This is a genomic window from Alkalicoccobacillus plakortidis (genome assembly GCF_023703085.1).
In the GTDB taxonomy this organism is placed as follows: domain Bacteria; phylum Bacillota; class Bacilli; order Bacillales; family Bacillaceae_D; genus Alkalicoccobacillus; species Alkalicoccobacillus plakortidis.
In genome coordinates this window covers 244357-266838 of record NZ_JAMQJY010000002.1, presented here as the reverse complement: position 1 = coordinate 266838, position 22482 = coordinate 244357, and the positions used below count along the sequence as shown (strand labels likewise).

Sequence of the window (22482 nt, the reverse complement as noted above, 5' to 3'; positions counted from 1 at the left end):
AGAAAATTAAATATCGTTAAAAATAAGTATAGATCGTCCTGTTAAGGCTAAATGTGACTCGGTTGCGCTGTGTTTGAAACAGAAACTGTGTGGCAAAAGCTAGTTTCTTGAATTGCTCTACTACATTAAGTCGTGCCGCAAGTTTGTATTTTCTATTCACTGCCCCATCGAATCACCCCTTTACCTAGTTAATGTATATATATTTTATTTTAAGTCAATCATGCCGTCAACGTTTACGTATACTTAATATAAAAAAACAGTAGACAAAATTGTCCACTGCCTATAAGATAATTTAGTTTACTTTCGAATACTACCTAACAAATAAGCGATGACTAGTCCTGCAATAAAGGTGATTCCACAGCCAATTAATGATCCACCTGGCTCGATTTCTGAATAGACAACAATAACAGAACCCGCTACAAGACCAATCATCACTGCGTATGTATAAATCGTGAAGTTTGCAAACAAATAACGTACAAGCTTACTTGTAAGAAGCATACCAACAGCAATTCCTGAACCTACAACTAAAATGATCGGAATCTGGATATTTGCGATTGCAGTAGTTACCGTCGCATAAACTCCTAATAAAAGAAAAACTAATGAACCACTAATACCAGGGAGAATTAAGGCCGCACTAGCCAACCATCCTGAAACAAATAAAAGAATATAATCTCCAAGCACTTAGATTGGTCATAAGACCTGTTTCATTCGGTATCAATGAAGTTAAAGCGATTAAAATAAACGCAACAACTAATAAGATATAATGAATGGGTTTAAATGAGTTTCTGACATCAGCTTCTTTAATTAAAAGGGGTACAATACCTATAATCAAACCTAAGAATAAAAACATGGTGACAGGTTGATGATTTAGTAGAAGCCATTTTATGATCTTACTAAATATAAGTAGAGCACTACCCACACCAATAGCAAGTGGGATCAAAAATCCAAGGCTTTTTTTCCAATCCTTTGTTGTTAATCCATGTAATGCAGCAATAAAACGCTCATATACACCAAGCACCATTAATATTGTACTTCCACTTATGCCAGGTACAAGATCAGTTATGCCCATGGCAATTCCTCTAAATATATTTTTATATTCAATCAACGATTTATACCTCCATCATTTGCAATTCATATGCCCTTTCTAATCAAAACATACAATAAATAAAAGGGCAAGACACTACAGTATGACGATTGTTAACGAAACAGTCAAAAAAAATATTGAAATAGGATATACGATGAGAGTATTTGGGCGTATACTGTTAAGGGGAAAATGGACAAGTTTGGAGGAATCTTTGTATGAAATTAAAGCAAATGCTTTTTATATTAGTTGCCCTCTTTCTTCTTGTTGCCATCACAGCATGTGGAGCAGCTGGTAATGACGAAGCAAATGAAAGTGAACCAGTAGAAGTGATTGGTGAACAAGTTGTTCTGAAAGCAACTAATTGGGACTTTGATCAGGAATCATATACCGTTCCAGCAGGAGACATAAACATCTCACTTGAGAATGTTGAAGGTCATCATGGAATTGAAGTTGATGGTACGGATGTTGCTATCAATGGTGAGGGTTCTGTTAATACCAATTTGGAACCAGGTGAATACACGATCCGTTGTACGATCCCGTGTGGAGCAGGGCATGCTGAAATGGTTACAACCTTAATTGTAGAGTAGAACACGAACCGATCCATTTTGTGGGTCGGTTTAAATTTGTCCAAAATATGGAGTAAGTAAAATCTCATGGTCGATGCATGCTATTTATAAACAGCTGTGTAGAGGTGAGAAAATGAAAGCAAAGTGGATCATCATGTTAATTATTATAATTGGAGTCATTGCAGTAGGAACAAACGAGCAAGTACAGGCTTATGATAATGACGTTCTTCACTGGAGTTTTAAACCAACGAAGAATCATGAACCCGTAACAACTGAACCAGAATTTATAAAACTGCTTGATGAAGCAGGAGGTTACTTTATCGGTGATACAGAACGAAAAGTTCTATACTTAACATTCGATAATGGATATGAAAATGGCTATACAGAAAAAGTTCTAGATGTATTAAGAGAGAAAAAAGTCCCTGCAACATTTTTTGTAACAGGCCACTATCTAGATTCTGCGCCTGACCTCGTTAAACGAATGGTGAATGAAGGACATATTGTGGGAAACCATTCCTGGCATCATCCGAGTCTGCCAGCCGTTGATGGCGAACGATTATCAAGAGAATTACTTAAAGTAAAAAAACGATTTGCCGAGCTAACAGGTATTGAATATATGAACTACCTACGTCCCCCGCGTGGCGAATTCAGTGAACGTAGCCTAGAACTATCAGAAGCAGAAGGCTACATCAATGTATTCTGGTCCCTTGCCTATGCAGACTGGGATGTAAACAAACAAAAAGGCGCGGATTATGCTTATAACAAAATCATGGACCGCATTCACCCCGGCGCCATTATGCTGCTTCACTCCGTATCAAGCGATAACGCAGAGGCCTTGCCTAGAGTGATAGACGAAGCGAAAAAGCAAGGATACACATTTGAAAGCCTGGACGATCTAACGGCTCAGAAAATGATTCCTTAGTTTGGTGGGGAGAGGAGTTAGGGTTCTTGGTGTAGCAGATTCGTCTTAGTAAGAGGCTTGGGCTCTTGGTGAGGAGCCTGAGCTCTTTGAAGAGAGCCAAAAGGTCTTGGTAAGGAGCTTGGAGCTCTTGGAAGAGAGGCGAACGCACTTGGTAAGGAGTCTGAGTTCTTGGAAGAGAGCCAAACGTTCTTGATAAGGAGCCAGAGCTCTTGCTAGGGAGTATAATGCTCTTGCTAACAGAGCTTCGATTCTTGATTAGCACCTACCTACACAAGCAAGCTCGGTCTTATTTATTTCCTCGCACAAACTTCACTAAACCACTAAAAAACCTCGGCACTCAGCTGAGGTTTTTTAGTGGTATAAGTTAATTAACAAGTGTTTCTTGACCAATTGCTGATGCGATTGTTTTTAAAGTAGAAACATCTGTTACATCAAAGGCGATTGATTGTTTACTGCGTACAATCATTATACCGATTTCTTGCTCAGATGAGTCAGTAATTGGAAACTTCAATTCACCATTACATGTCCATTGTAAGTCGTCCTCAAAGCATGAGGCGGCAACGAGTTTATGGTTTAATTTTTCGTAAAGGTAGATCCCAACCCAATCTATATAAGGAACGGAACTTACCAGGCTTTCTACCGTCTTTTCAAATGTAGACTGAGCGCTTTTACGTTTGTAGACATGCGCCATAATCTGCAAAGACGCTACATCCGTAGGTATAGACAATTTTTATTCACTCCTCCACTAGCCATTACTTTTACTATTCTATCAGAGAAAATGCCCAAAGTGTTTAGTAAGTTTAGGAAGATCTATGAACGTGCTATACTTCATATATGAAGTTGTAAACATTGGAGTGTCGAATATGAAATCATCAAATCAAGCAAGTGCAGGTAAGACTAATACGACAACAGTTGAAGTTGGACAACAATTTCCTCTTACAATAAAACGATTAGGTATTAATGGAGAAGGGGTTGGATACTATAAACGCCACGTTGTATTTGTCCCAGGTGCTTTGCCGGGAGAAGAAGTGGTTGCAACGGTAACCAAGCCAGGAGAGAGGTTTTCAGAGGCAGCGATCAAAAAGATTCGTAAAAAATCCACTGAGAGAATTGATCCGCCCTGTCCGATTTATGATCAATGTGGAGGTTGTCAGCTGCAGCATATGGAGTATGAGGCTTCTTTACGCGAGAAAGCAGACCTTGTAAGGCAGGCTTTTGAGAGGTATACAAACTTTTCGAACGAGAAACTCCCTATACAGAAGACACGTGGAATGGATAATCCTTGGTACTATCGGAATAAGAGTCAGCTTCAGGTGAAGAAGAGCAAAGGAGTAGTTGAAGCGGGGCTGTATGCGCAAAACTCTCATAAGCTTATTGATCTTTCTGCCTGTATGGTTCAACACAAATCATCTAATCATGTGACGCAGGTGATGAAAGAGATTCTTCAAGATCTGGATATTTCGATTTATAATGAACGAAAACATCGTGGGGCGATTCGCACCATTGTGACACGTGTCAGTTTTAAAACTGGAGATGTTCAGCTTGTGCTTGTCACAGCGGAAGAAACCATTCCAAAACGTAAGCAAGTAATAGAAGAAGTAAAAAAACGGTTGCCTGAGGTTACTTCTTTTATGCAAAATATAAATGATCAGAAAACATCATTGATTTTTGGTGACAGAACGACCTTGGTTTCTGGGGAAGAGACGATTCATGAAACTCTGGGCGATGTTTCATTTTCGCTGTCAGCAAGAGCTTTTTTTCAATTAAATCCTGAGCAGACAGTTGTTTTATATAATGAAGCCAAAAAGGCGGCAAAATTAACTGGAACTGAAAAGCTAGTTGATGCTTATTGTGGGGTAGGAACGATTGGTTTATGGCTTTCTGATCAAGTGGCTGAAGTTAGAGGCATGGATGTCATAGAAGAGTCAATTGTTGACGCACGTCATAATGCCCGGAAAAATGGAGTTCGCTCTTACCAATATGAAGTTGGAAAAGCTGAAGAGTGGTTACCAAAGTGGGTAAGGCAGGGCTGGTCACCAGATGTTGTTGTTGTCGATCCGCCAAGAACTGGCTGTGATCAAAAATTATTAACAACTCTCAAACAAACAAAGCCACAACGAATTGTTTATGTTTCCTGTAACCCATCCACACTGGCAAAAGATGTTGAACAACTTCGCTTGGCAGGTTATAAAGTGAATAACATTCAACCGGTTGATATGTTCCCGTGGACTGCTCAGGTTGAGAGTGTGACCGAGTTAAGCTTAAAAAAATAAGAAACTTGCATGTCAAAAGGAGTCACCTGAAATGAAACAGGGACTCCTTTTGTTTAAAGATCCAATTCTCTCATCTACTTTTTCGATACATTCTCTAAAAAATGTCCTAACAGCTATAGCCATTTGCTTTACTTTAAATTGAGTCAAGATTATAGTAGCAATATGCAATTTCGGTTCATAGGATTAGAGTGTTAAAAAAGCATTCTTTATTAATATACTGAATTCTACTACATTCAACATTTCTCATGGCATTGTTTTGAAAAACGTTTAACACAAATAGCAAGAGGGAAACGTAGAGTACCTATTAGTATACAGTGAATTTTTATAGTCCTCAGGAGGAGAGCTATAGAGGGAGGGGGAAGCAGTGAACTTATTTAAAGCACATATCATCCATCCGCACACAAATGTGCCGCTCATTGTTTATTTTAATCAGAGTGATGGGTTTGTTAGCTTTGAACGTGACGAAAAAGTCCTTCAAGCGATTTATTCAGTTAAGAGTGAGCTTGCTTTAAGTGAATCCTTTCAAGCCAGCTTAAAGCGAACCAGCCACCTATGTCATACGCAATACCCTTTAGATACTATGGATGAGGTAGCAGAGTTTTTAGGGAAAATAGGATTAGATCCAAAGGAAATTGAATTTGAACAAGTGTTGGTACATTAAAAAGCAGAGTCGGTTTAAACCGGCTCTGCTTTTTTTGGTATAACAGTGATTCAAATCAGCTGCCGTCCCTTTTTTATTTACTTTTAATCTTCATCTACAGGGTAAACACCGTTCTCGTCATGGTGCTCTCGACCTGTTAGTGGAGGATTAAAGACACATACCATACGCATGTCTCCACCTTCGTGAGCGCGTAGGAGATGCTCGTCATGCTCATCTAATGCATAGATATCTCCGGCTTTGATTGGCCATACTTGCCATCTTTAATCGTTTCAACTTCACCAGAGCCTTCGATGCAATAAACGGCTTCAAGATGATTCTGATACCAGATGTGTGTTTCAGTACCTGCTCGAATGATGGTGTCGTTCACTGAATAGCCCATTCCGTCTTTTTTAAATAATAGACGACGACTAACCCAGTTTCCGTTTTCAGCTTCTACTTCATTTTCTGATCCGATTACATCTTTTAATGATACTACTTTCATCCTTATGACCCCTCCAGTTAACGTTTATGCGTTTGTTACAAGTTCTTTTGGATTGACTGCTGATTCAACTGATTCTTCAATAATGCGGAACCCTTGCTCTAGACCTTCATCCGTTATGGTTAGGGCAGGGAATAATTTGAATACCTCATCATTCGGTCCAGCCGTTTCCATAATCAGTCCACGAGAAAATGCTTCTGCTGCTACTTTACCTGCTAGACCTTCTTTAGCTGAGCACACGCCAACCATAAATCCACGTCCGCGTACTTCACCTTCTAGTTGTGGATATTTGGCAACGATATCCTCTAAGAAAGAATAGATTCGTTTTGATTGTTCAGCGATTTTGTTTTCAAAGCTGTCATCCTTCCAGTAGGATAGGGCAGCTGTTGCCGTAATAAAGGCATGGTTATTTCCACGGAATGTACCGTTATGTTCGCCGGGCTCCCAGATGTCGTACTCTGGTTTAATTAATGTTAATGCCAGTGGCAGACCATAACCACTGATGGATTTTGAAAGACATACGATATCTGGTTTTATACCTGCTTGTTCAAAGCTGAAGAACGTTCCAGTTCTACCGATACCAGCTTGCACGTCATCCACAATCAGAAGGATATCCCAACGTTTGCAGATAGCTTCCACTTTTTTAAGCCACTCGAATCGTGCGGCATTAATCCCGCCTTCACCTTGGACTGTCTCGAGAATAATGGCTGCCGGAATGGCAACACCGCTGCCTCCATCGTCTAGGAAGCGCTCGAGATACTCCAGAGTGTCGAGTTCATCGCTGACAAAATTGTCATAGGGCATTGTTACAGTATTAGTAAGTGGAATACCAGCACCTTTACGTTTGAATGAATTACCTGTAACTGATAAAGCACCAATCGTCATTCCATGAAAACCATTAGTAAAACTAATGATATCTGTGCGCCCTGTTACTTTTCTCGCAAGCTTTAACGCACTTTCTACCGTATTTGTTCCAGTAGGACCAGGGAACATGACCTTATAATTCAAGTCACGCGGCTTTAAGATGGTGTTATTAAATTCTTCTAGAAAAACAGCCTTTGGTGTAGTTGCCATGTCTAGTGAATGGGTAATACCATCACTCAGAATATATTCAACTAGCTTCTCTTTCATCAAAGGATCGTTATGACCATAGTTCAGTGCACCAGCACCAGAAAAGAAATCGATATATTCTTTGCCTTCCTCATCCCACATCTTGTGGCCTTTAGCTTTAGTAAAAACGGTTGGAAAGCTACGGCAATAACTGCGAACCTCTGATTCCATCTGTGCAAAAATGTTCATATCCGTTTTCTGAGTCATGTTTTAAAGTACTCCTCCTTTAAATGATAAACCGTTAATTTAAGATTTAAATGGACCTATTCTAAATAGTTGTTCTTTCTCATGGCTGTCGTCTGGAAATAGTGATGCTGAAAAATGATCAGAGATTATACATTCAGTTTTTGATTCTCTACCGAGCTTTTTAAATAAGGCTCTTGATGCTTCGTTAGATGGTGTTACAGTAGCTTCTAAATAATTTACGTTATCAGCGTTCCATTGAACGAGTTCCGCAATCATTTTTGATGCTAATCCTTTACCTCTTTGTGAAGGGTCTACACCAACTTGCCAAATAAATAGAGTATCTGGACGTTCAGGTTGAATAAATGCTGTGACAAAACCAACTAGTTCTTCATCTTGTTTAGCTACAATACATGTGTCGGTAAAGAAATCAGCCATCATCATATACTTGTATGGTGAATTTTGATCGAGTGTAGAATTGTTCACAAGATTCCACATAGCCGAACTGTCTTCCTTTTTAGGCTTTTCGAATGTAACTGGAATGATGGTTGCTGTTTGTTTGCTCATTGTCTTCACCCCTTTTAACCTACTGTATTTTTAATACGTTTTTTCTTTTGGAAAGAAACTCCACTCATAATGGTAACGTTAAGCAGATTTAGAGGCAAACAAGCTAAAACGGCATTAAACCGTATTAAACTTGTTCACTGCATATGAGCAGAGGTAACCCCCTTATTTCTTTTTGTTTCCTGTATATAGGTACCCCATAAGCAAATGTTCAAACCACAAATGTAAGAATTTCTCTCATGTTGTGCTATTCGCTTATTTATCCAATTAAATCGCGAAGAGCGGGTTTTAGCTCACTATAGGTATATATAAATCCATTATCCGTCGCTTTTCTCGGGAATACTTTTTGGCCATCAACTAACAAGGTACTCATTTCTCCCAAAATCGTTGTAATCGCTATTTTTGGAGCTTGGAAACCAGTGTGGTTTGCCAATCACTTGCGAAATGGTTTTTCCGAATTCTATCATTTGCATTGGGTTTGGAGCAGTGATATTAAGTGGTCCTGAGATGTGTTCATTCTCTAATGCAAATTGATACAACGAAGCGAGATCATGAATATGAATCCATGACATCCATTGTTTTCCGGTTCCAAGTGTTCCTCCAGCATATAATTTATATGGCAAAACCATTTTTGGCAGAGCCCCTTCTTGTTTATCAAGAACAATTCCTATGCGACCGAATACCACTCGAAGTCCAAAGTCTTTGGCTTTAGCAGCTTCTGTTTCCCATCTATCTGTTACTTCAGATAGGAAGTTAGTTTCAACAGGTTCTGATCCTTCAACAAAATCTATTGTCTCTGACACACCATAATAGCCAATTGCAGAAGCATTCAGTAAAACTTTTGGTTTTTGCTTCAGCTTTTTAATAATCGATAATACAGCTTGAGTTGCTTTGATGCGACTAGATAAAATTCGTTGCTTCTTTTTCTCTGTCCAGCGGCCCATTATAGACTCGCCTGCTAAATTGACTATTCCATCTATACCTTCAAGCTCCACTTCTGGACTGGAATCATCGCTCATCCATTTTACATAGGAGACGTTGTCTGTTTGTTTTTTACCTTCTAAGCTTCGTGTGAGAATGAGAACATCGTGGCCGGCTGATGTTAACTGCGCCGTTAATTTCTGTCCAATAAATCCACTACCACCTGTAATTGCGATCTTCATATTTAGCCTCCTAAAGTGTATGATGATACAGTGAGTATACCCGAATATCATTGATATCAAGACTTTTTTCGAAAAGAAATAGGAGGTAGTCAATTTGGCTGTAATTAGTCGTATTACAATGCAAAAACGTAACAAAGACCGCCTCAACATATATGTAAGTAGTGGAGGTAAGGAATCCTTTGGTTTTGCAGTAGATCAAGATGTATTTGTTAAATATAACTTAAGTAAGGGCTTGGAAATTGATGAGCAACAAATAAAAGAGCTTGTGGAGGAAGATGAGAAGAAAAAGACGATCAATTTAGGTCTTCATTATCTCTCATATCGGATGCGGACTGTTAAGGAAATGACTGATTATCTGGAGAAAAAGGAACGACAACCAGAGCATATCAAAGCTGCTATTGAAAAATTTAAGGAGCTCGGTTATTTGGATGATAGCTCATTTGCATCGACCTATGTACGATCAAAATCTGCTACACAAATTAAAGGACCGCTGAAGTTGAAGCAAGAGCTAACGCAAAAAGGGGTTAACAAGATCGTTACAGAAGAGGCGATTGATCAATTTAAAGAAGAAGATGAGATTGCCCTTATTCAAAAATGGGTAGATAAGCAAACCAAAAAAACCGCTCGTGAATCAATGAGTGCACAAAAACAAAAGCTGTTTCAGCAATTGAGAGGAAAGGGATTCTCTTCAAGTCTAATACAAGAAGTATTAGAAAAAATGGAGCCTCAAGAAGAAACGGATGAGCAGCAAGCATTGAGTTATCAAGCCGCCAAATTAGAACGAAAATATGCAAGTAAGTATACAGGAAAAGAATATAGGATTAAAATGAAACAGGCATTATATCAAAAAGGGTTTTCCATTCAGTCAATTGAGTTTTACTTGGACGAGCACGATAGAGAGGATGTAGAGTAATGAACGAAAAGCGATTTAGTGAAATGACAAAACCTGAGTTAAGACAGGAAATTACAGCGTTAAATGAAAAAGCAAAAAAAGCTGAACAAATGGGTATGTTAAATGAATTTGCCGTATATGAACGCCGAGTATTGCTGGCAAAAGCATATTTGATTAATCCAGATGACTTCAAGCCTGGTAAAACGTATCAGTTAAAAGATGGACAAACCACTTTTTCAATTTCATATATGAACGGGCAATTTGCATGGGGCTATAGAAACAACGAGTCCAAACTAGAAGGAATTCCAATTTCGTTGATTGAGCAATAAAGCAATAAAAAGCAGGGAAGTAAATTCCCTGCTCCAGGTGGATTTGATGCTTACGTACGGGTTCTCATCTGTTTCTCTAAAATAATGTTATGCTGGCTTTGCTCAGTCTCGCCATTCACCTGATTAAAGGATTTTTTGGCATTAGCCCGAGGCGATTGAAAGGGATCTTTGTAGTGCGAAGTAAAAGTCTGTTTTTTACTCATGACACTTGCCACCTCCGTCATTACTTGTCTGAATGATTGGTATTGGAGCTAAACATACGCTCCTGTGGACGATCCGCAATCGTGCCATCAGCACGTTTTGAAGAGAATTCCGGTTTTGCTTTTGGCTCTCCTGATAAAGAGATCCGTCCCGGAAAATGAGATGCTTTGTTCCTCATGCTGCAGCCTCCTCTCCTGGTGGCCTAATTGTATTTTGCGCGTTAAACAAAGAACTATAAGACGTAATTATTGTAAAGGGGAAATATAAATGGAAAGTCAGTTTGAACAGTTAGCGGAAAGACTACTTGCACGTAATGATGAGCTTACACATGATCAGGCAAGAACGTGGGTAGAGAGCTTGTGGGAGGATTTTGAGGCAACCCGCGCGAAAGCAGGAAGACCATATCGCGGACCAGAAACAACGGAAGCTATTGTCATTAAGTGGATTGAACAATATGGTCCATATTTGCACCGCTATCAACCTGGTCAAAAAAAATTCAGCCATCTAAATGAGTAAGCACATTTATAAAAAAAGGAGGAGACCAATTGGTCAACCTCCTTTTACCGGTTACGTGATAACTTTTAATTTTTTTTGTAACGTTTCTTCACTAAATACCCAACCTGTATATGAAGAGACAATTGAGAAATCTTCATCCATTTGAACAATCGCAACAAAAGGATAATGTCCTTTGCTTCGATATCTTAAATCATAGAACCGGACCTCTTGCATACCTTCACTGCTTTCATCCACTTCCCATCTATAAGTTGGAGAGAAGGAAAGAAAGGCGGAAAGGTTAGGATCTTTTCTTGCAGCATTGATAATCGTTGTCTCAGGAATTGGCACAAACTGATAACGTTCAAAAAAATTAATCTCTTTTTGCTTAGATTCCGCAACATGTAGCATGCTTGGTGTTCTAATGACTAAATGCCATTGGTTCCAACGAATTGATGGTGAAACAAAGATATGTGAGGCATCAGGATGTAGTTCCTTTGCATTCTGAACGACTCGTCGTTTTTCAACGATACGCCAAACATAATAAAGAATTAATAGGCCATATAAGCCTAGAAAAACGGGTCCGGCCGGTGCCATACCGCTCCACCATAAGAGAATGGCCACTACATGTGCTGAGAAAATAAATGGATCAAAGATATTGATGATACCTAGTGCTATCCACCTATTCGAAATTGGACGCAATGCTTGTGTCCCGTATGCATTAAAAATATCAACAAAAACATGTAAAAAAACAGCAATAAACGACCAAAGCAGCAAGGTAAGCCAGTCTGCTCCATTAACAAACATTGTCAGACTGCCGGAAATCAATAACGACCATATGATGACGGCAGGAATAGAATGAGTTAGACCACGATGGTTTCGAATATATACAGCGTTATTTCGCAATTTTAATATTGTATCAAAGTCAGGTGCCTGTGAACCAATGATAGCAGCGGCCATTACAGCCCCAGGCATTACAGGGTTTGATGCAACAGCCGGGTCAATTGTAGCAAGTCCACCAAGGCTTATTCCCATGACGATGTGTGTACTTGTATCCATGAAACAGGGGAGCCTCCTTTAGTGGTTCGATCTAATATTAGGTAAGGACGGGATACTAATGGATCAATCAATTCGTGTTTTTATTGAGTATAAGATTAGTGAAGACGCAAAACAATTATATGAAAAACAAATGTCAATTTTATTGGACGCTCTATCACAAGAAGGAGCCTACAATATTGAATGGTTTGAAGCTTATGACCAACCTCTATTATATGTTGAAATGTTTGAGGCGACAACGTTCTCCCATTATCAGCGTTTAAAAGAGCTACGTCAAACCAAAAACCATCCTATATTTTCAGAATTAGACAATTACATTGAAGGTGGCTTAGCTAAATTTCATTGCTGGGCCTTTGTTAAAAAGACGTAAGGAGTGAATACTGTTGGCAGTACGCTGTACAGAACAAATTGATATAAAAGCATTTCGCTCTCAATTAGTCGACTGGTTTTATCAAAACCAAGCGTGATTTACCTTGGAGAGAAAATCGAGATCCCTATAGAGTATGGGTGTCTGAGATTATGCTTCAACAAACAAGAGTCGATACCGTTATCCCATATTTTTTGAATTTCATGCGTCAATTTCCGACATTAGAAAATTTTGCGGAAGCTTCAGAGGATGAAATTTTAAAAGCCTGGGAAGGTCTCGGTTATTATTCCCGTGTTCGAAATTTGCAAACCGCCGTTCGCGAAGTTGTTTCAGAATATGGTGGTGTTGTTCCAAATTCAAGAGAAGCAATATCCACTTTAAAAGGTGTTGGTCCATATACAGCTGGAGCGATCCTAAGTATTGCCTATAATAAAGCGGAGCCTGCTGTAGACGGCAATGTTATGAGGGTAATGTCTAGAGTGTTAGTCATTGATGAAGATATTGCTAAGGCAAAAACACGAAAAACCTTTGAAAATGAGCTTTATGAAATAATTGATCCAGAAGATCCATCTGCTTTTAACCAAGGTTTAATGGAACTTGGTGCATTGGTTTGTGCCCCAACATCTCCCGGCTGTCTCTTATGTCCAGTGCAAAATCAATGTGGAGCTTACGAACAAGGTTTGCAGAATGAGTTGCCGGTAAAAACCAAAAAGAAAAAAGCCATTCCAAAAAACATGGCTGCATTTTTGATTAAGAATAAAGATGGAGATTACTTAATCGAAAAACGATCAGAAAAAGGATTACTTGCTGGACTTTGGCAGTTTCCAAATTTCGAAGTGGTAAGCCAAGGTAACTTGGACGAGCTGAAACAAGGATTAGTAAATGAATATGGCATCAACACCTATAAACATGTAGAACCTGTTCAGCAAATTGAGCATGTGTTCTCCCATATCATTTGGAATATTTCTGTTTACGTGGCTGAAGCAGAGCATGTTGAAAGTTCCAAAGGAACCGTTCTTAAATGGGTCTCTAAGAGTGGCTTGGAGAAATATGCGTTTCCTGTATCACACCAAAAGATCATTACTCACACTATTCGAGGTGAAGCAAAATGAATTTAAACCTACAAGATAAAGTCGTATTTATTACTGGTGGCTCCAAAGGCATTGGCAGAGCAATTGCTGAACTATTTGTAATAGAAGGAGCAAAGGTTGCAATTGCTGCACGTGGGGAAAAAGAACTTGAAGACTGTAAAAAAGAACTAGATATCATAACCGTTCAGGCAGACCTAGCAGTAGAAAGTGAGCGAGTGCGAGCTTTTGCAGAGGTGAAACGTACACTCGGGTCAATTGATATCCTGATTAACAATGTTGGAGGCAGTAATGGTTCTACCATTGAAGCAACAAATATGCAGACATTTGAGGACGCATTTAACTTGAATTATTTCTCTGCGGTTCATTTTAGTAAGCTAGCTCTTTTGGATATGAAGGCACAACAATCAGGAGCAATTGTTAATATCTCATCTATTTTTGGTCGTGAAGCAGGAGGAAAGCCTACGTATAATGGTGCAAAAGCTGCTTTGATTAGTTTTACTAAATCTCTTGCAGATGAAGCAATTAAAGATGGTGTGCGGGTAAATGGAATAGCACCTGGATCTATTTTGCATCCCACAGGTAATTGGCAAAAACGCATAGATGAGAACCCTGAAAAAATGAAAGCATTTGTGGAGGCTGAAATACCTGCCGGACGTTTTGGAACTGCAGACGAAGTGGCAAACACAGTCGTATTCCTTGCATCAGAAAAAGCGAGCTTGGGTCGTCGGAGCCACATTAAATGTGGACGGCGGGCAATCTAGGTCGAATTTTTAAATAAAAATGATTAAAAATTAATCACACTTCAAATGGAGAATTTTCCGGATCGAAATCAAAAGAAGAAGGACTCTGTTTAGAATCCTTCTTCTCACCTAAAATTATGTCTCATCATTAATCAGATGAATCTCTTTAATCTTCGCTTTGGTTTCTTCCGTTCCAAGCCTATATAGCTCATCAAAGATGTCATTTAAGCCACGTTGGTATTCATTTTTATCAGCATCACCTTCCGTGTCATCAAAATGACGAAAGCTTATTAAATTGCCTAACTCAACGTCATGGGCCGTAACCTCATGTAATAAATGCTCAAGATCTTCTCTTTCACTAAGAGTGGCGGCAATTTCATATTCTATAAGCTGACCGTCATTTACTCGAACAGGACTAATCGTATCCATACTGATAGGGTTCAAATTCACATAATAAAGCTGCTTTTCTTCCTCATTAGTCATAATGAACCTCCGTTCCCTGAGTATAGGTTGCACTCTGATGCAATCCCCCTCTAGATTCAATCTCTTTAATAATTTGGATATGGATGGCGGCACCTTCTTGATTTAAGTACGGAGTAATCTGACCCAAACTATGGTGAAAAAAAGCAAGCTCTTTATCCGTCCATTTTTCTTTTTCCATCATAGATAGTTCTGTCATGTCGCGTCCTACATACATAAGTAGTCTCCTTTTTACCTTTTATATGATGTAGTGTGTCTTTCATGCTTGATAGCTATGCGCTATAATAAATGGGCATATTTGATTGGAGGAGAAAGAATTGAGTCAAAAGGTAGCACTTGTTACAGGAAGTAGCCGAGGCATTGGAAAACAAATTGCTTTACGGTTAGCTGAACGTGGATATGATTTAGTCATTAATTACGCAAGAAGTAAGCAACCAGCATTAGATACAGCAGCTGAAATTGAAGCATTAGGACAAAAAGCAATCGTTGTGAAAGCAAACGTTGGAAAACCAGAAAAAATCAAAGAGTTATTTCGAGCGGTGGATGAGGAATATGGTCGTTTGGATGTATTTGTAAACAATGCAGCATCTGGAGTTCTTAGACCATTAATGGAGCTAGAAGAAAATCATTGGGATTGGACTATGGATATTAATGCAAAAGCACTTCTATTTGGCGCTCAAGAAGCTGCAAAAATGATGGAGAAAAATGGCGGTGGTCGCATTGTTAGCTTAAGCTCACTTGGATCGATTCGTTATTTACCTAATTACACAACTGTAGGTGTTTCAAAAGCAGCGGTTGAGTCATTAACTCGTTATCTGGCTGTTGAACTTGCACCGATGAATATTGCGGTGAACGCAGTATCTGGTGGGGCAGTTGACACGGATGCGCTCACACATTTTCCTAATCGTGAAGAACTATTATCTGATGCCGCAAAGCGTACACCAACCGGGCGAGTAGTCGAGCCCGCAGACTTAGCTAATGCAGCTATCTTCTTATTATCTGATGAAGCGAATATGGTTCGTGGTCAAACATTAATTGTGGATGGTGGCATTTCACTTTTAGCTTAAAAAAATGTTGTATAAGACAATCACCTTCCGGACATCTTAATGTTTGTGGAGGTGATAAACCATGGAAAACAAAACAAATACAAATGCTAAGACTGTAAAGAAGCAAAACCAAGCTTCTAAACAAGGCAACTACAACACTGAATTTGCATCTGAAACAGATGTACAAGAAGTGAAAAAACAAAACCAACAGTCTCAGTCTAAAAAAACACAACAATAACACTCTGGTTTAATTAGCAGAGTAAACGCCCTCTGACCAATCGGTTTAGAGGGCGTTTTTACTACATAGAAACTTAATATATTAGCTTGTTTTATGAATTCAGGCTCTTACCGTTTCAAAACGATATGGAAAACTGTATAATGAAAGTGGATAAAAGGATGGTTGGTATGTAATTTTGCAGTAAACAGGATTTTTTCTGTTTATGGCGTCCGCAGCAAAGAGAAAGGAGCCATTTATGAATTTTCCCAAAGTAGGAAGCAACATTCAAATCCATAGCTATAAACATAATGGATCACTTCATCGCATTTGGGAAGACACAATTGTGCTTAAAGGGACGTCAAAAGTCGTAATTGGTGGGAATGATCGAATTATCGTAAAAGAGTCAGATGGACGAAATTGGCGGACAAGAGAGCCCGCAATTTGTTATTTTGATTCAGAAACGTGGTTTAACACGATTGGTATGATTCGTTCTGACGGCATTTACTATTATTGTAATCTCGGCACCCCGTTTACGTGGGATGACGAGGCAGTAAAGTATATTGATTACGATCTCGACATTAAAGTGTTTCCGGACATGACCTTTAAGCTTTTAGATGAAGATGAATACGAACTTCATAGCAAAGCGATGAATTATCCTCCGGAGCTTGATGGTATCTTAAGAAGAAGTGTAGATGAACTAATCTCATGGATTCACCAGAGAAAAGGACCATTCGCTCCACAATTTGTAGAGAGCTTGGTACGAGCGTTATCTGCAATATCGATGAGTAAGAGGCCTGGATTCCAGGCTTTCTTTCTTTAGAAGAAGGTGTAAGAAATTTGGGTAGTATCCGTAGGTATATGGCGTTTGTTAAACCATACTGGAAGCAGATAGCAGCAACTATTTTAATTGGTATTCTTAAATTTGGTATCCCGTTGCTTCTGCCACTAGTGATGATGTATATAATAGACGACTTAATTTTAAATGATGCATTAAGTCAAGCCGATAAGCTTTCCACTCTATTTTGGATAATGGGAGGAATGTTTTTTCTTTTTGTAGTGATTCGGCCGCCTGTAGAATATTACAGGCAATATTTTGCGCAATGGATTGGTAATAAGGTGCTTTTTGATATTAGGGATAATCTCTTTCATCATATTCAAAAGCTCAGTTTGAAATTTTATTCCAATCGTAAGGTCGGAGAAATTATTTCAAGAGTTATCCATGATGTAGAGCAAACAAAAAACTTTGTGATTACAGGTTTAATGAATATATGGCTCGACCTTTTTACAATTGTTATTGCGATTGTCATTATGATGAACCTTCATTTTTGGCTGACAATTGTTGCTATTTCCATGTTCCCGCTTTATGGTTTGTCCATCAAATACTTTTATGCGAGGCTTCGTAGTCTGACAAGAGACAGATCACAAGCACTAGCTGAAGTACAGGGACATCTTCATGAACGAGTACAAGGGATGAATATTATACGCAGCTTTGCGTTAGAAGATCATGAGCAGAAGGCTTTCTCAAAACGTAATAATCATTTTCTTGATAAGGCGATTGATCATACAAGATGGAACGCAAAAACATTCGCGGTTGTAAATACCATTACGGATTTTGCGCCACTGTTAGTCCTTGTTGTTTCAGGTTATTTTGTCATTACCGGGTCACTTGAAGTTGGTGCCATGACTGCATTTGTACTTTATATGGAGAGGCTGTATAGTCCGTTACGTAGATTGATTAACTCCTCTACAACATTAACGCAATCAATCGCCTCGATGGACAGGGTGTTTGAATTCATTGATGAAAAGTATGATATTAAGGACACGAATGAGGCGTCAGAGCTGAATCAAGTTAAAGGTGACGTAACATTTCAGCATGTTTCCTTTTCATATGAAGTAGATGATAAACCTGTGTTAATGGATATTAATCTAGACGTAAAAAGTGGAGAAACGATTGCTTTTGTAGGTATGAGTGGGGGAGGAAAGAGTACGTTAATTAGCTTGATCCCAAGGTTCTATGATGTAAGTGAAGGTAGGATTATGGTTGATGGCAAGGATATTCGTGCCTTAAAGGTCCGCACATTAAGAGACAAAATCGGGATGGTGCTCCAAGATAACATTTTGTTTAGTGATACGATTAAAACAAATATTAAAATGGGGAATCCAGATGCTACGGATGAGGAAATTCTCCGTGCAGCAAAAGCTGCGAATGCCCATGGATTTATCAAAGAGCTTGCTCAGGGCTATGATACTCAAGTTGGAGAACGTGGGGTTAAGCTATCAGGTGGTCAAAAACAGCGAATTGCAATTGCCCGTGTTTTCTTAAAGAATCCACCAATCTTAATCTTTGACGAAGCCACCTCAGCTCTTGATCTAGAAAGTGAACATTATATTCAAGAGGCGCTTGGAACACTCGCCAAAGATCGTACAACTTTTATCGTTGCTCACCGTTTATCAACCATTACAACAGCCGATCGAATTGTTGTTATTGAAAATGGACAAATCAGCGAAGTAGGATCACACGAAGAACTGATCAATAAAGAAGGAAGCTACCATAAGTTATTTCATGTTCAACAACTAAGTTAAATAAAAAAGCGTGAACTCTGTTATAGAGGTTCACGCTTTTTTTATGAAGCTGATTCATTATGCGAGGTCAAGTTCTCAACTAGTTGATCAAGATATTCAAGTTCTTCTTGGTATTCAATGACCTCTGAGATTGCGGGTAGAAAATGGTGCCATTGGGCCAAATCAAATTCTGGTTCTTCATATAACGTGACAAATAAATCCGTCAATTTTGCCTGACCTTTATCAATATCGCTAATCAATTCCTCTGAAGGATGTTTATTTACTTTACCAGCATATCTCATCATAATGCGACTGTGATAGGTAGTTAAGTGCTCAAGCTGGGTCTGAATAATGTCTCGGACCCGAGGCGGCAGTTCATCTAACTCATGCAGCCGCTTATCGAAGCTACTAAGCACATCAAGCGCTTTTTTAGATGCGTGTACCATCTGCCTAAAAACAACAACACGTCTGGCTTTTCCGAAGCTTCTTTTTAGGAAATACGTGCGTTCTTCCTTAAACAAATCAAACAGTGTATCAAGCTTCTCCATCTCTGAATACAGCCGTTCAATATCTTGCTTAAGCATTTTGAGGTCGGCATCCTTATGCACAAACAACATTAACCACTGGATGGTTTCGTCAACGGCTTTGGTCATTCTCTCGTATAACTTCAATTCATAACGTGGTGGGATAAAGATCAAATTGACAATAAAAGCGGCAAGAATACCTAATATGATTAAGAAAAACCGTCCAGCTGCGAATTGCAGAAAGTTTTCACTAGGTGTCTCCATAATAATAATGATCGTAACAATTGAAATCGGTATTGTTGCTGATTGTAAGTTTAGCTTTAGAATAATAGCAATTGATAATGCTACAACTACACCTACAACAAATGGTTCATTGCCAAATGTAATAACAAAAATGACCCCAAGTAACGCTCCAATTGCATTCGCTTGCGTTTGATCAAGAAGTGTTTTAAATGTCCGGTAAATGGAAGGCTGAATGGCGAATGCAGCTGCTATTGCCGCAAAGGTTGGTGGTTCAAAGCCTAACCATTCAGCTAAATACAAAGCAAGAATTATCGCCAAGCCCGGTTTTAAATATTCTAGCTCCTAGTTTCATCTTGGATGAATCCTTTCCACATTAGTAGAATGTCATAAGGTATCAAAATGTTGCAGCCACCTCAGCTAAAGCAAGATCTGCTGCTTCTAATGTTTTTGTGATATCTTCCTCAGTATGGGCGATGGTTAGAAACCATGCTTCAAATTTAGAAGGGGCTAAATTGATACCCTGATCTAGCATGCTTTTGAAAAAGATTGAGAACTGCTCACTATTTGTAGCGTTAGCCTGATCATAATTTGTAATTGTCTCAGAACCAAAATAAAGAGTTAAGGCTCCTTTTATCCGATTAACGGTACACTGAACATGGTGTTTACGTGCAAGTTGTAAGAGACCATTCTCTAGTTTTTCGCCCAAACGATCCAAATGCTCGTATACGCCTTCTTCTGCTAATACATCTAAACAAGCAATACCTGAAGACATAGAGGCTGGATTACCAACCATCGTTCCTGCTTGATAAGCTGGTCCAAGTGGTGCAACTTTCTCCATAATATCCATTCGGCCACCATACGCACCAATTGGCAGACCACCACCGATGATTTTTCCAAGTGCAGTCATGTCGGGGTAAACCCCTAAATAATCCTGTGCGCCCCCATACATAAAACGAAATGCCGTAATAACTTCATCGTAGATAACTAAGCCACCATACTGATGCGTCAGCTCATTCACCTGTTGCAAAAATCCTGGAGCGGGCTCAACCATGCCGAAGTTACCCACAATAGGTTCCACTAAAACGGCAGCAATTTCGTCTCCCCAACGCTCAAGTGTTTCACGATAAGCATCTATATCATTAAAAGGAACTGTAATAACCTCTTTAGCAATATTTTTAGTTACTCCAGGAGAATCAGGCGTTCCAAGTGTTGCTTGGTCCAGAACCTGCAGCAACCAGTACTAAATCTGAATGACCATGATAGCACCCTGCAAATTTAATAATCTTATCACGTCCTGTATAAGCACGAGCTACACGGATCGTTGTCATAACAGCTTCGGTACCGGAATTAACAAAGCGAACCTTTTCTAATGAAGGAATTGCTTCCTTTAGCTTGGATGCAAATTCATTTTCAAGCTTAGTAGGTGTTCCAAATAATACACCATTTTCAGCAGCTGTTTGAATGGCTTTTGTAATTGTAGGGTGAGCATGCCCAGCAATGATAGGACCATACGCACCTAAATAATCAATGTACTGATTATCATCCTCATCCCAAAAGTATGCACCAGAACCTCGTTTCATAAAAACAGGTGTTCCACCACCTACTCCTTTAAATGCACGGGATGGGCTGTTGACCCCTCCTAATATATGCTCTTTGGCTTCTGTAAATAATTGTTCGGATTGTTCTCTTTTCATGGGTGTTTCCCTCCAGCAATCTAAGTCTCTCTTAGCCATTCAACCATATGCTTAGATGAACAGCAAGTTTTTTAGGGAGGCTAATGCTTATATGCTTTTGATTTAGGGTACACACTGATTAATCGTTCATTGTCATTGATAAAGAGGGAAGAATCAGATACGATTTAATTAAAATCTATAAATAGAAGGAATGGTTATGATGACTGCAGAACTAGGGAAGACGGCACCAGACTTTACGTTACCGATTACTTCGGGAGAAACAAAATCCCTATCCGATTATAAAGGACAGAACATCGTTCTTTACTTTTACCCAAAGGACAATACACCGGGGTGCACAACAGAAGCTTGTGATTTTCGTGATCTGACGGGACCTTTAAAAGAACAGGGTGCCATAGTGTTGGGTGTAAGTCCCGATTCCATTAAGAAGCATCAAAATTTTACCGAGAAATACACTCTCCCTTTTCCGTTATTTGCAGATGAACAGGCAGAAGCTTCTGAAGCATACGGAGTGTGGCAGCTTAAGAAAAATTTTGGAAAAGAATATATGGGTATTGTTCGGTCGACATTTGTCATTGATAAAGACTTTAATTTAGTGAAAGAATGGCGTAAAGTAAAGGTTAACGAGCACGCAGATGAAGTGCTCAGCTTTTTAAAAGAACTGAACAAAGCGTAAATGCTTGTAGAAATGGAGGCCCTGATGAAATTACTTGTATGTATTTTGGATGATTTTTATAAGGATCAGGTTGAAAAAGAGCTTAGAGAAAAGGGCTATCGAATGACAGAGTTGGCAAGTTCAGGAGGCTTCCTCAGAAAAGGCAGTACAACCTTTTTATTCGGCGCAAACGAAGATGATTTACCAACATTACGTGATTCTCTCAAAGAAGCCTGCTTAAACGTGGAAAAGAATAAGCAACGAAAAGATAAAAAAACGCACAGATATACGTCATTTTTAATAAAATCAGGTGATTTATCTCATTTATTAGCTAATAGCTAAATTCGGCTAATTGACAGGGAGTTTCCTCTTGACTTATAATTATTATAAAGTAAGAATTGGTTTCGAAAGCGAGGTGCGTGACGATGTCAACAAATCATCGCCTGCATGAAGCAGTTGAGGCTCTTAAAAGCACTCGTGTCAGAATGACTCCTCAACGCCACGCCATTTTGGAGTATCTATATGAATCATTGATTCATCCTACTGCAGATGATATTTATAAAGCGCTTGAAGGAAGATTTCCTAATATGAGTGTTGCTACTGTATACAATAATCTACGAGTTTTTAAAGAAGTGGGTATTGTAAAAGAATTGACCTACGGAGATTCCTCTAGTCGATTCGACAGTGTGACAACAGATCACTATCATGCAATTTGTAATGAATGTGGTAAAATAGTTGATTTCCATTATCCAGGTTTAAATGAAGTGGAGTCTTTGGCTGAACATGTGACAGGTTTTGATGTCAGTGGCCATAGAATGGAGATTCATGGTACTTGTGCAGACTGTAAAGGCAGCAAAGTTGAACATTAATGAATAGAATACAAAGCCCATCA

At 39.1% G+C, this 22482-nt stretch carries 27 protein-coding genes and 5 pseudogenes; 17 read left to right on the top strand and 15 right to left on the bottom strand.

Annotated features, from left to right (window positions below):
- Positions 1-297: 297 nt before the first annotated feature.
- The gene (locus NDM98_RS15875; RefSeq protein WP_251609789.1) at positions 298-642 is read right to left on the bottom strand and encodes an undecaprenyl phosphate translocase family protein; all 345 of its coding nucleotides are present in this window, start codon (positions 640-642) and stop codon (positions 298-300) included.
- Positions 635-1105, bottom strand: a complete 471-nt coding sequence (locus NDM98_RS15870) for an undecaprenyl phosphate translocase family protein (protein WP_251609786.1) — start codon at positions 1103-1105, stop codon at positions 635-637. Before NDM98_RS15870 ends, NDM98_RS15875 begins: the two co-directional genes overlap by 8 nt.
- A 194-nt stretch (positions 1106-1299) precedes the next feature.
- Here NDM98_RS15870 and NDM98_RS15865 point away from each other — a divergent pair, with 194 nt between their 5' ends.
- Both NDM98_RS15865 and pdaA read left to right on the top strand, forming a co-directional pair.
- Positions 1300-1671 (top strand): cupredoxin domain-containing protein, encoded by a 372-nt coding sequence (locus NDM98_RS15865; protein ID WP_251609784.1) that lies wholly within the window; start codon positions 1300-1302, stop codon positions 1669-1671.
- 112 nt (positions 1672-1783) lie between these two features.
- Positions 1784-2572, top strand: a complete 789-nt coding sequence (gene pdaA, locus NDM98_RS15860; RefSeq protein ID WP_251609782.1) for a delta-lactam-biosynthetic de-N-acetylase — start codon at positions 1784-1786, stop codon at positions 2570-2572.
- Between the two features lie 364 nt (positions 2573-2936).
- Here the strand turns inward: pdaA and NDM98_RS15855 are convergent, their stop codons facing one another.
- Positions 2937-3299, bottom strand: coding sequence for a GAF domain-containing protein (locus tag NDM98_RS15855; RefSeq protein WP_251609780.1), 363 nt, complete (start codon positions 3297-3299; stop codon positions 2937-2939).
- A 136-nt stretch (positions 3300-3435) separates the two neighbouring features.
- On the opposite strand from NDM98_RS15855, the gene rlmD reads away from it, so the two are divergent.
- Both rlmD and NDM98_RS15845 read left to right on the top strand, forming a co-directional pair.
- Positions 3436-4845, top strand: coding sequence for a 23S rRNA (uracil(1939)-C(5))-methyltransferase RlmD (gene rlmD / locus NDM98_RS15850; protein WP_251609778.1), 1410 nt, complete (start codon positions 3436-3438; stop codon positions 4843-4845).
- A gap of 364 nt (positions 4846-5209) precedes the next feature.
- On the top strand, positions 5210-5506 hold the full coding sequence (locus NDM98_RS15845; RefSeq protein ID WP_251609776.1) for a hypothetical protein: 297 nt from the start codon (positions 5210-5212) through the stop codon (positions 5504-5506).
- Positions 5507-5589: 83 nt separating this feature from the next.
- On the opposite strand, the pseudogene NDM98_RS15840 reads toward NDM98_RS15845, so the two are convergent.
- The 5 genes and pseudogenes from NDM98_RS15840 to NDM98_RS15825 form a co-directional block, all read right to left on the bottom strand.
- Positions 5590-5987, bottom strand: a pseudogene (locus NDM98_RS15840) (ectoine synthase).
- 24 nt (positions 5988-6011) lie between these two features.
- A complete protein-coding gene (gene ectB, locus NDM98_RS15835; protein WP_251609773.1) occupies positions 6012-7301 on the bottom strand; it encodes a diaminobutyrate--2-oxoglutarate transaminase in 1290 nt (429 codons plus the stop codon).
- Between the two features lie 39 nt (positions 7302-7340).
- Positions 7341-7844 (bottom strand): diaminobutyrate acetyltransferase, encoded by a 504-nt coding sequence (ectA, locus tag NDM98_RS15830; protein WP_251609772.1) that lies wholly within the window; start codon positions 7842-7844, stop codon positions 7341-7343.
- Positions 7845-8100: 256 nt separating this feature from the next.
- On the bottom strand, positions 8101-8214 hold the full coding sequence (locus tag NDM98_RS24195; RefSeq protein WP_307728856.1) for a DUF1731 domain-containing protein: 114 nt from the start codon (positions 8212-8214) through the stop codon (positions 8101-8103).
- A complete protein-coding gene (locus tag NDM98_RS15825; RefSeq protein ID WP_307728855.1) occupies positions 8195-9004 on the bottom strand; it encodes a TIGR01777 family oxidoreductase in 810 nt (269 codons plus the stop codon). The genes NDM98_RS24195 and NDM98_RS15825 overlap by 20 nt, the downstream gene beginning before the upstream one ends.
- A 94-nt stretch (positions 9005-9098) precedes the next feature.
- Between NDM98_RS15825 and recX the strand changes: the two genes are divergently transcribed.
- Together recX and NDM98_RS15815 are read left to right on the top strand one after the other, a co-directional pair.
- Positions 9099-9917 (top strand): recombination regulator RecX, encoded by an 819-nt coding sequence (recX, locus tag NDM98_RS15820; RefSeq protein ID WP_251609770.1) that lies wholly within the window; start codon positions 9099-9101, stop codon positions 9915-9917.
- Positions 9917-10225 carry a YfhH family protein gene (locus NDM98_RS15815; protein ID WP_251609768.1) on the top strand — a complete coding sequence of 103 codons (309 nt, stop codon included), beginning with the start codon at positions 9917-9919 and terminating at the stop codon, positions 10223-10225. Before recX ends, NDM98_RS15815 begins: the two co-directional genes overlap by 1 nt.
- A gap of 50 nt (positions 10226-10275) precedes the next feature.
- On the opposite strand, the gene NDM98_RS15810 is transcribed toward NDM98_RS15815, so the two are convergent.
- Together NDM98_RS15810 and sspK are read right to left on the bottom strand one after the other, a co-directional pair.
- Positions 10276-10428, bottom strand: a complete 153-nt coding sequence (locus NDM98_RS15810; protein WP_251609765.1) for a YpzG family protein — start codon at positions 10426-10428, stop codon at positions 10276-10278.
- Positions 10429-10448: 20 nt separating this feature from the next.
- A complete protein-coding gene (gene sspK / locus NDM98_RS15805) occupies positions 10449-10604 on the bottom strand; it encodes a small, acid-soluble spore protein K (protein ID WP_251609763.1) in 156 nt (51 codons plus the stop codon).
- Positions 10605-10693: 89 nt separating this feature from the next.
- Here sspK and NDM98_RS15800 point away from each other — a divergent pair, with 89 nt between their 5' ends.
- Positions 10694-10942, top strand: coding sequence for a YfhJ family protein (locus tag NDM98_RS15800; RefSeq protein WP_251609761.1), 249 nt, complete (start codon positions 10694-10696; stop codon positions 10940-10942).
- 51 nt (positions 10943-10993) lie between these two features.
- On the opposite strand, the gene NDM98_RS15795 is transcribed toward NDM98_RS15800, so the two are convergent.
- A complete protein-coding gene (locus tag NDM98_RS15795; protein WP_251609759.1) occupies positions 10994-11977 on the bottom strand; it encodes a metal-dependent hydrolase in 984 nt (327 codons plus the stop codon).
- 58 nt (positions 11978-12035) lie between these two features.
- Between NDM98_RS15795 and NDM98_RS15790 the strand changes: the two genes are divergently transcribed.
- The 3 genes and pseudogenes from NDM98_RS15790 (at position 12036) to NDM98_RS15780 (ending at position 14206) form a co-directional block, all read left to right on the top strand.
- Positions 12036-12344: an MFS transporter gene (locus tag NDM98_RS15790; RefSeq protein ID WP_251609756.1), complete on the top strand. Its 309-nt coding sequence runs from the start codon at positions 12036-12038 to the stop codon at positions 12342-12344.
- 10 nt (positions 12345-12354) lie between these two features.
- Positions 12355-13453: pseudogene (gene mutY, locus NDM98_RS15785) on the top strand (A/G-specific adenine glycosylase).
- Positions 13450-14206, top strand: a pseudogene (locus tag NDM98_RS15780) (SDR family NAD(P)-dependent oxidoreductase). The pseudogenes mutY and NDM98_RS15780 overlap by 4 nt, the downstream one beginning before the upstream one ends.
- Positions 14207-14307: 101 nt before the next feature.
- Here NDM98_RS15780 and NDM98_RS15775 read toward each other — a convergent pair.
- Together NDM98_RS15775 and yfhS are read right to left on the bottom strand one after the other, a co-directional pair.
- Positions 14308-14655: a hypothetical protein gene (locus NDM98_RS15775; RefSeq protein WP_251609754.1), complete on the bottom strand. Its 348-nt coding sequence runs from the start codon at positions 14653-14655 to the stop codon at positions 14308-14310.
- Positions 14648-14869 (bottom strand): mother cell protein YfhS, encoded by a 222-nt coding sequence (yfhS, locus tag NDM98_RS15770; protein ID WP_251609748.1) that lies wholly within the window; start codon positions 14867-14869, stop codon positions 14648-14650. Before yfhS ends, NDM98_RS15775 begins: the two co-directional genes overlap by 8 nt.
- A gap of 100 nt (positions 14870-14969) precedes the next feature.
- Between yfhS and fabL the strand changes: the two genes are divergently transcribed.
- From fabL to NDM98_RS15750, 4 genes and pseudogenes are all read left to right on the top strand, one after another.
- Positions 14970-15719, top strand: coding sequence for an enoyl-[acyl-carrier-protein] reductase FabL (fabL, locus tag NDM98_RS15765; RefSeq protein WP_251609746.1), 750 nt, complete (start codon positions 14970-14972; stop codon positions 15717-15719).
- A 61-nt stretch (positions 15720-15780) separates the two neighbouring features.
- Positions 15781-15936, top strand: a complete 156-nt coding sequence (locus tag NDM98_RS15760; protein WP_251609744.1) for a gamma-type small acid-soluble spore protein — start codon at positions 15781-15783, stop codon at positions 15934-15936.
- Between the two features lie 235 nt (positions 15937-16171).
- A pseudogene (gene ntdP, locus NDM98_RS15755) lies at positions 16172-16700 on the top strand (nucleoside tri-diphosphate phosphatase).
- A gap of 52 nt (positions 16701-16752) precedes the next feature.
- Positions 16753-18498 carry an ABC transporter ATP-binding protein gene (locus NDM98_RS15750; protein ID WP_285804027.1) on the top strand — a complete coding sequence of 582 codons (1746 nt, stop codon included), beginning with the start codon at positions 16753-16755 and terminating at the stop codon, positions 18496-18498.
- A gap of 41 nt (positions 18499-18539) precedes the next feature.
- Here the strand turns inward: NDM98_RS15750 and NDM98_RS15745 are convergent, their stop codons facing one another.
- Positions 18540-19562: an FUSC family protein gene (locus NDM98_RS15745; RefSeq protein WP_251609742.1), complete on the bottom strand. Its 1023-nt coding sequence runs from the start codon at positions 19560-19562 to the stop codon at positions 18540-18542.
- Positions 19563-19638: 76 nt separating this feature from the next.
- Positions 19639-20938, bottom strand: a pseudogene (locus NDM98_RS15740) (glutamate-1-semialdehyde 2,1-aminomutase).
- Positions 20939-21137: 199 nt separating this feature from the next.
- On the opposite strand from NDM98_RS15740, the gene bcp reads away from it, so the two are divergent.
- The 3 genes from bcp to perR all read left to right on the top strand — a co-directional run bounded on the left by bcp (position 21138) and on the right by perR (position 22459).
- Entirely contained in the window at positions 21138-21611 is a 474-nt protein-coding gene (gene bcp, locus NDM98_RS15735) for a thioredoxin-dependent thiol peroxidase (protein ID WP_251610399.1), read from the top strand.
- 24 nt (positions 21612-21635) lie between these two features.
- Positions 21636-21932 (top strand): cyclic-di-AMP receptor, encoded by a 297-nt coding sequence (locus NDM98_RS15730; RefSeq protein ID WP_251609739.1) that lies wholly within the window; start codon positions 21636-21638, stop codon positions 21930-21932.
- A gap of 83 nt (positions 21933-22015) precedes the next feature.
- Positions 22016-22459: a peroxide-responsive transcriptional repressor PerR gene (perR, locus tag NDM98_RS15725; protein WP_251609737.1), complete on the top strand. Its 444-nt coding sequence runs from the start codon at positions 22016-22018 to the stop codon at positions 22457-22459.
- Positions 22460-22482: the final 23 nt, after the last annotated feature.

What these genes read in the sequence shown, in the direction of transcription:
- NDM98_RS15790 (WP_251609756.1), top strand. Translation starts at nt 12,036, where the DNA reads ATGGATCAATCAATTCGTGTTTTTATTGAGTATAAGATTAGTGAAGAC.
- perR (WP_251609737.1), top strand. Translation starts at nt 22,016, where the DNA reads ATGTCAACAAATCATCGCCTGCATGAAGCAGTTGAGGCTCTTAAAAGC.
- NDM98_RS15815 (WP_251609768.1), top strand. Translation starts at nt 9,917, where the DNA reads ATGAACGAAAAGCGATTTAGTGAAATGACAAAACCTGAGTTAAGACAG.
- bcp (WP_251610399.1), top strand. Translation starts at nt 21,138, where the DNA reads ATGACTGCAGAACTAGGGAAGACGGCACCAGACTTTACGTTACCGATT.
- NDM98_RS24195 (WP_307728856.1), bottom strand. Translation starts at nt 8,214, where the DNA reads ATGAGTACCTTGTTAGTTGATGGCCAAAAAGTATTCCCGAGAAAAGCG.
- NDM98_RS15775 (WP_251609754.1), bottom strand. Translation starts at nt 14,655, where the DNA reads ATGACTAATGAGGAAGAAAAGCAGCTTTATTATGTGAATTTGAACCCT.
- NDM98_RS15825 (WP_307728855.1), bottom strand. Translation starts at nt 9,004, where the DNA reads ATGAAGATCGCAATTACAGGTGGTAGTGGATTTATTGGACAGAAATTA.
- ectA (WP_251609772.1), bottom strand. Translation starts at nt 7,844, where the DNA reads ATGAGCAAACAAACAGCAACCATCATTCCAGTTACATTCGAAAAGCCT.
- NDM98_RS15760 (WP_251609744.1), top strand. Translation starts at nt 15,781, where the DNA reads ATGGAAAACAAAACAAATACAAATGCTAAGACTGTAAAGAAGCAAAAC.
- NDM98_RS15810 (WP_251609765.1), bottom strand. Translation starts at nt 10,428, where the DNA reads ATGAGTAAAAAACAGACTTTTACTTCGCACTACAAAGATCCCTTTCAA.
- NDM98_RS15730 (WP_251609739.1), top strand. Translation starts at nt 21,636, where the DNA reads ATGAAATTACTTGTATGTATTTTGGATGATTTTTATAAGGATCAGGTT.
- NDM98_RS15795 (WP_251609759.1), bottom strand. Translation starts at nt 11,977, where the DNA reads ATGGATACAAGTACACACATCGTCATGGGAATAAGCCTTGGTGGACTT.
- sspK (WP_251609763.1), bottom strand. Translation starts at nt 10,604, where the DNA reads ATGAGGAACAAAGCATCTCATTTTCCGGGACGGATCTCTTTATCAGGA.
- rlmD (WP_251609778.1), top strand. Translation starts at nt 3,436, where the DNA reads ATGAAATCATCAAATCAAGCAAGTGCAGGTAAGACTAATACGACAACA.
- pdaA (WP_251609782.1), top strand. Translation starts at nt 1,784, where the DNA reads ATGAAAGCAAAGTGGATCATCATGTTAATTATTATAATTGGAGTCATT.
- NDM98_RS15865 (WP_251609784.1), top strand. Translation starts at nt 1,300, where the DNA reads ATGAAATTAAAGCAAATGCTTTTTATATTAGTTGCCCTCTTTCTTCTT.
- yfhS (WP_251609748.1), bottom strand. Translation starts at nt 14,869, where the DNA reads ATGTATGTAGGACGCGACATGACAGAACTATCTATGATGGAAAAAGAA.
- NDM98_RS15800 (WP_251609761.1), top strand. Translation starts at nt 10,694, where the DNA reads ATGGAAAGTCAGTTTGAACAGTTAGCGGAAAGACTACTTGCACGTAAT.
- ectB (WP_251609773.1), bottom strand. Translation starts at nt 7,301, where the DNA reads ATGACTCAGAAAACGGATATGAACATTTTTGCACAGATGGAATCAGAG.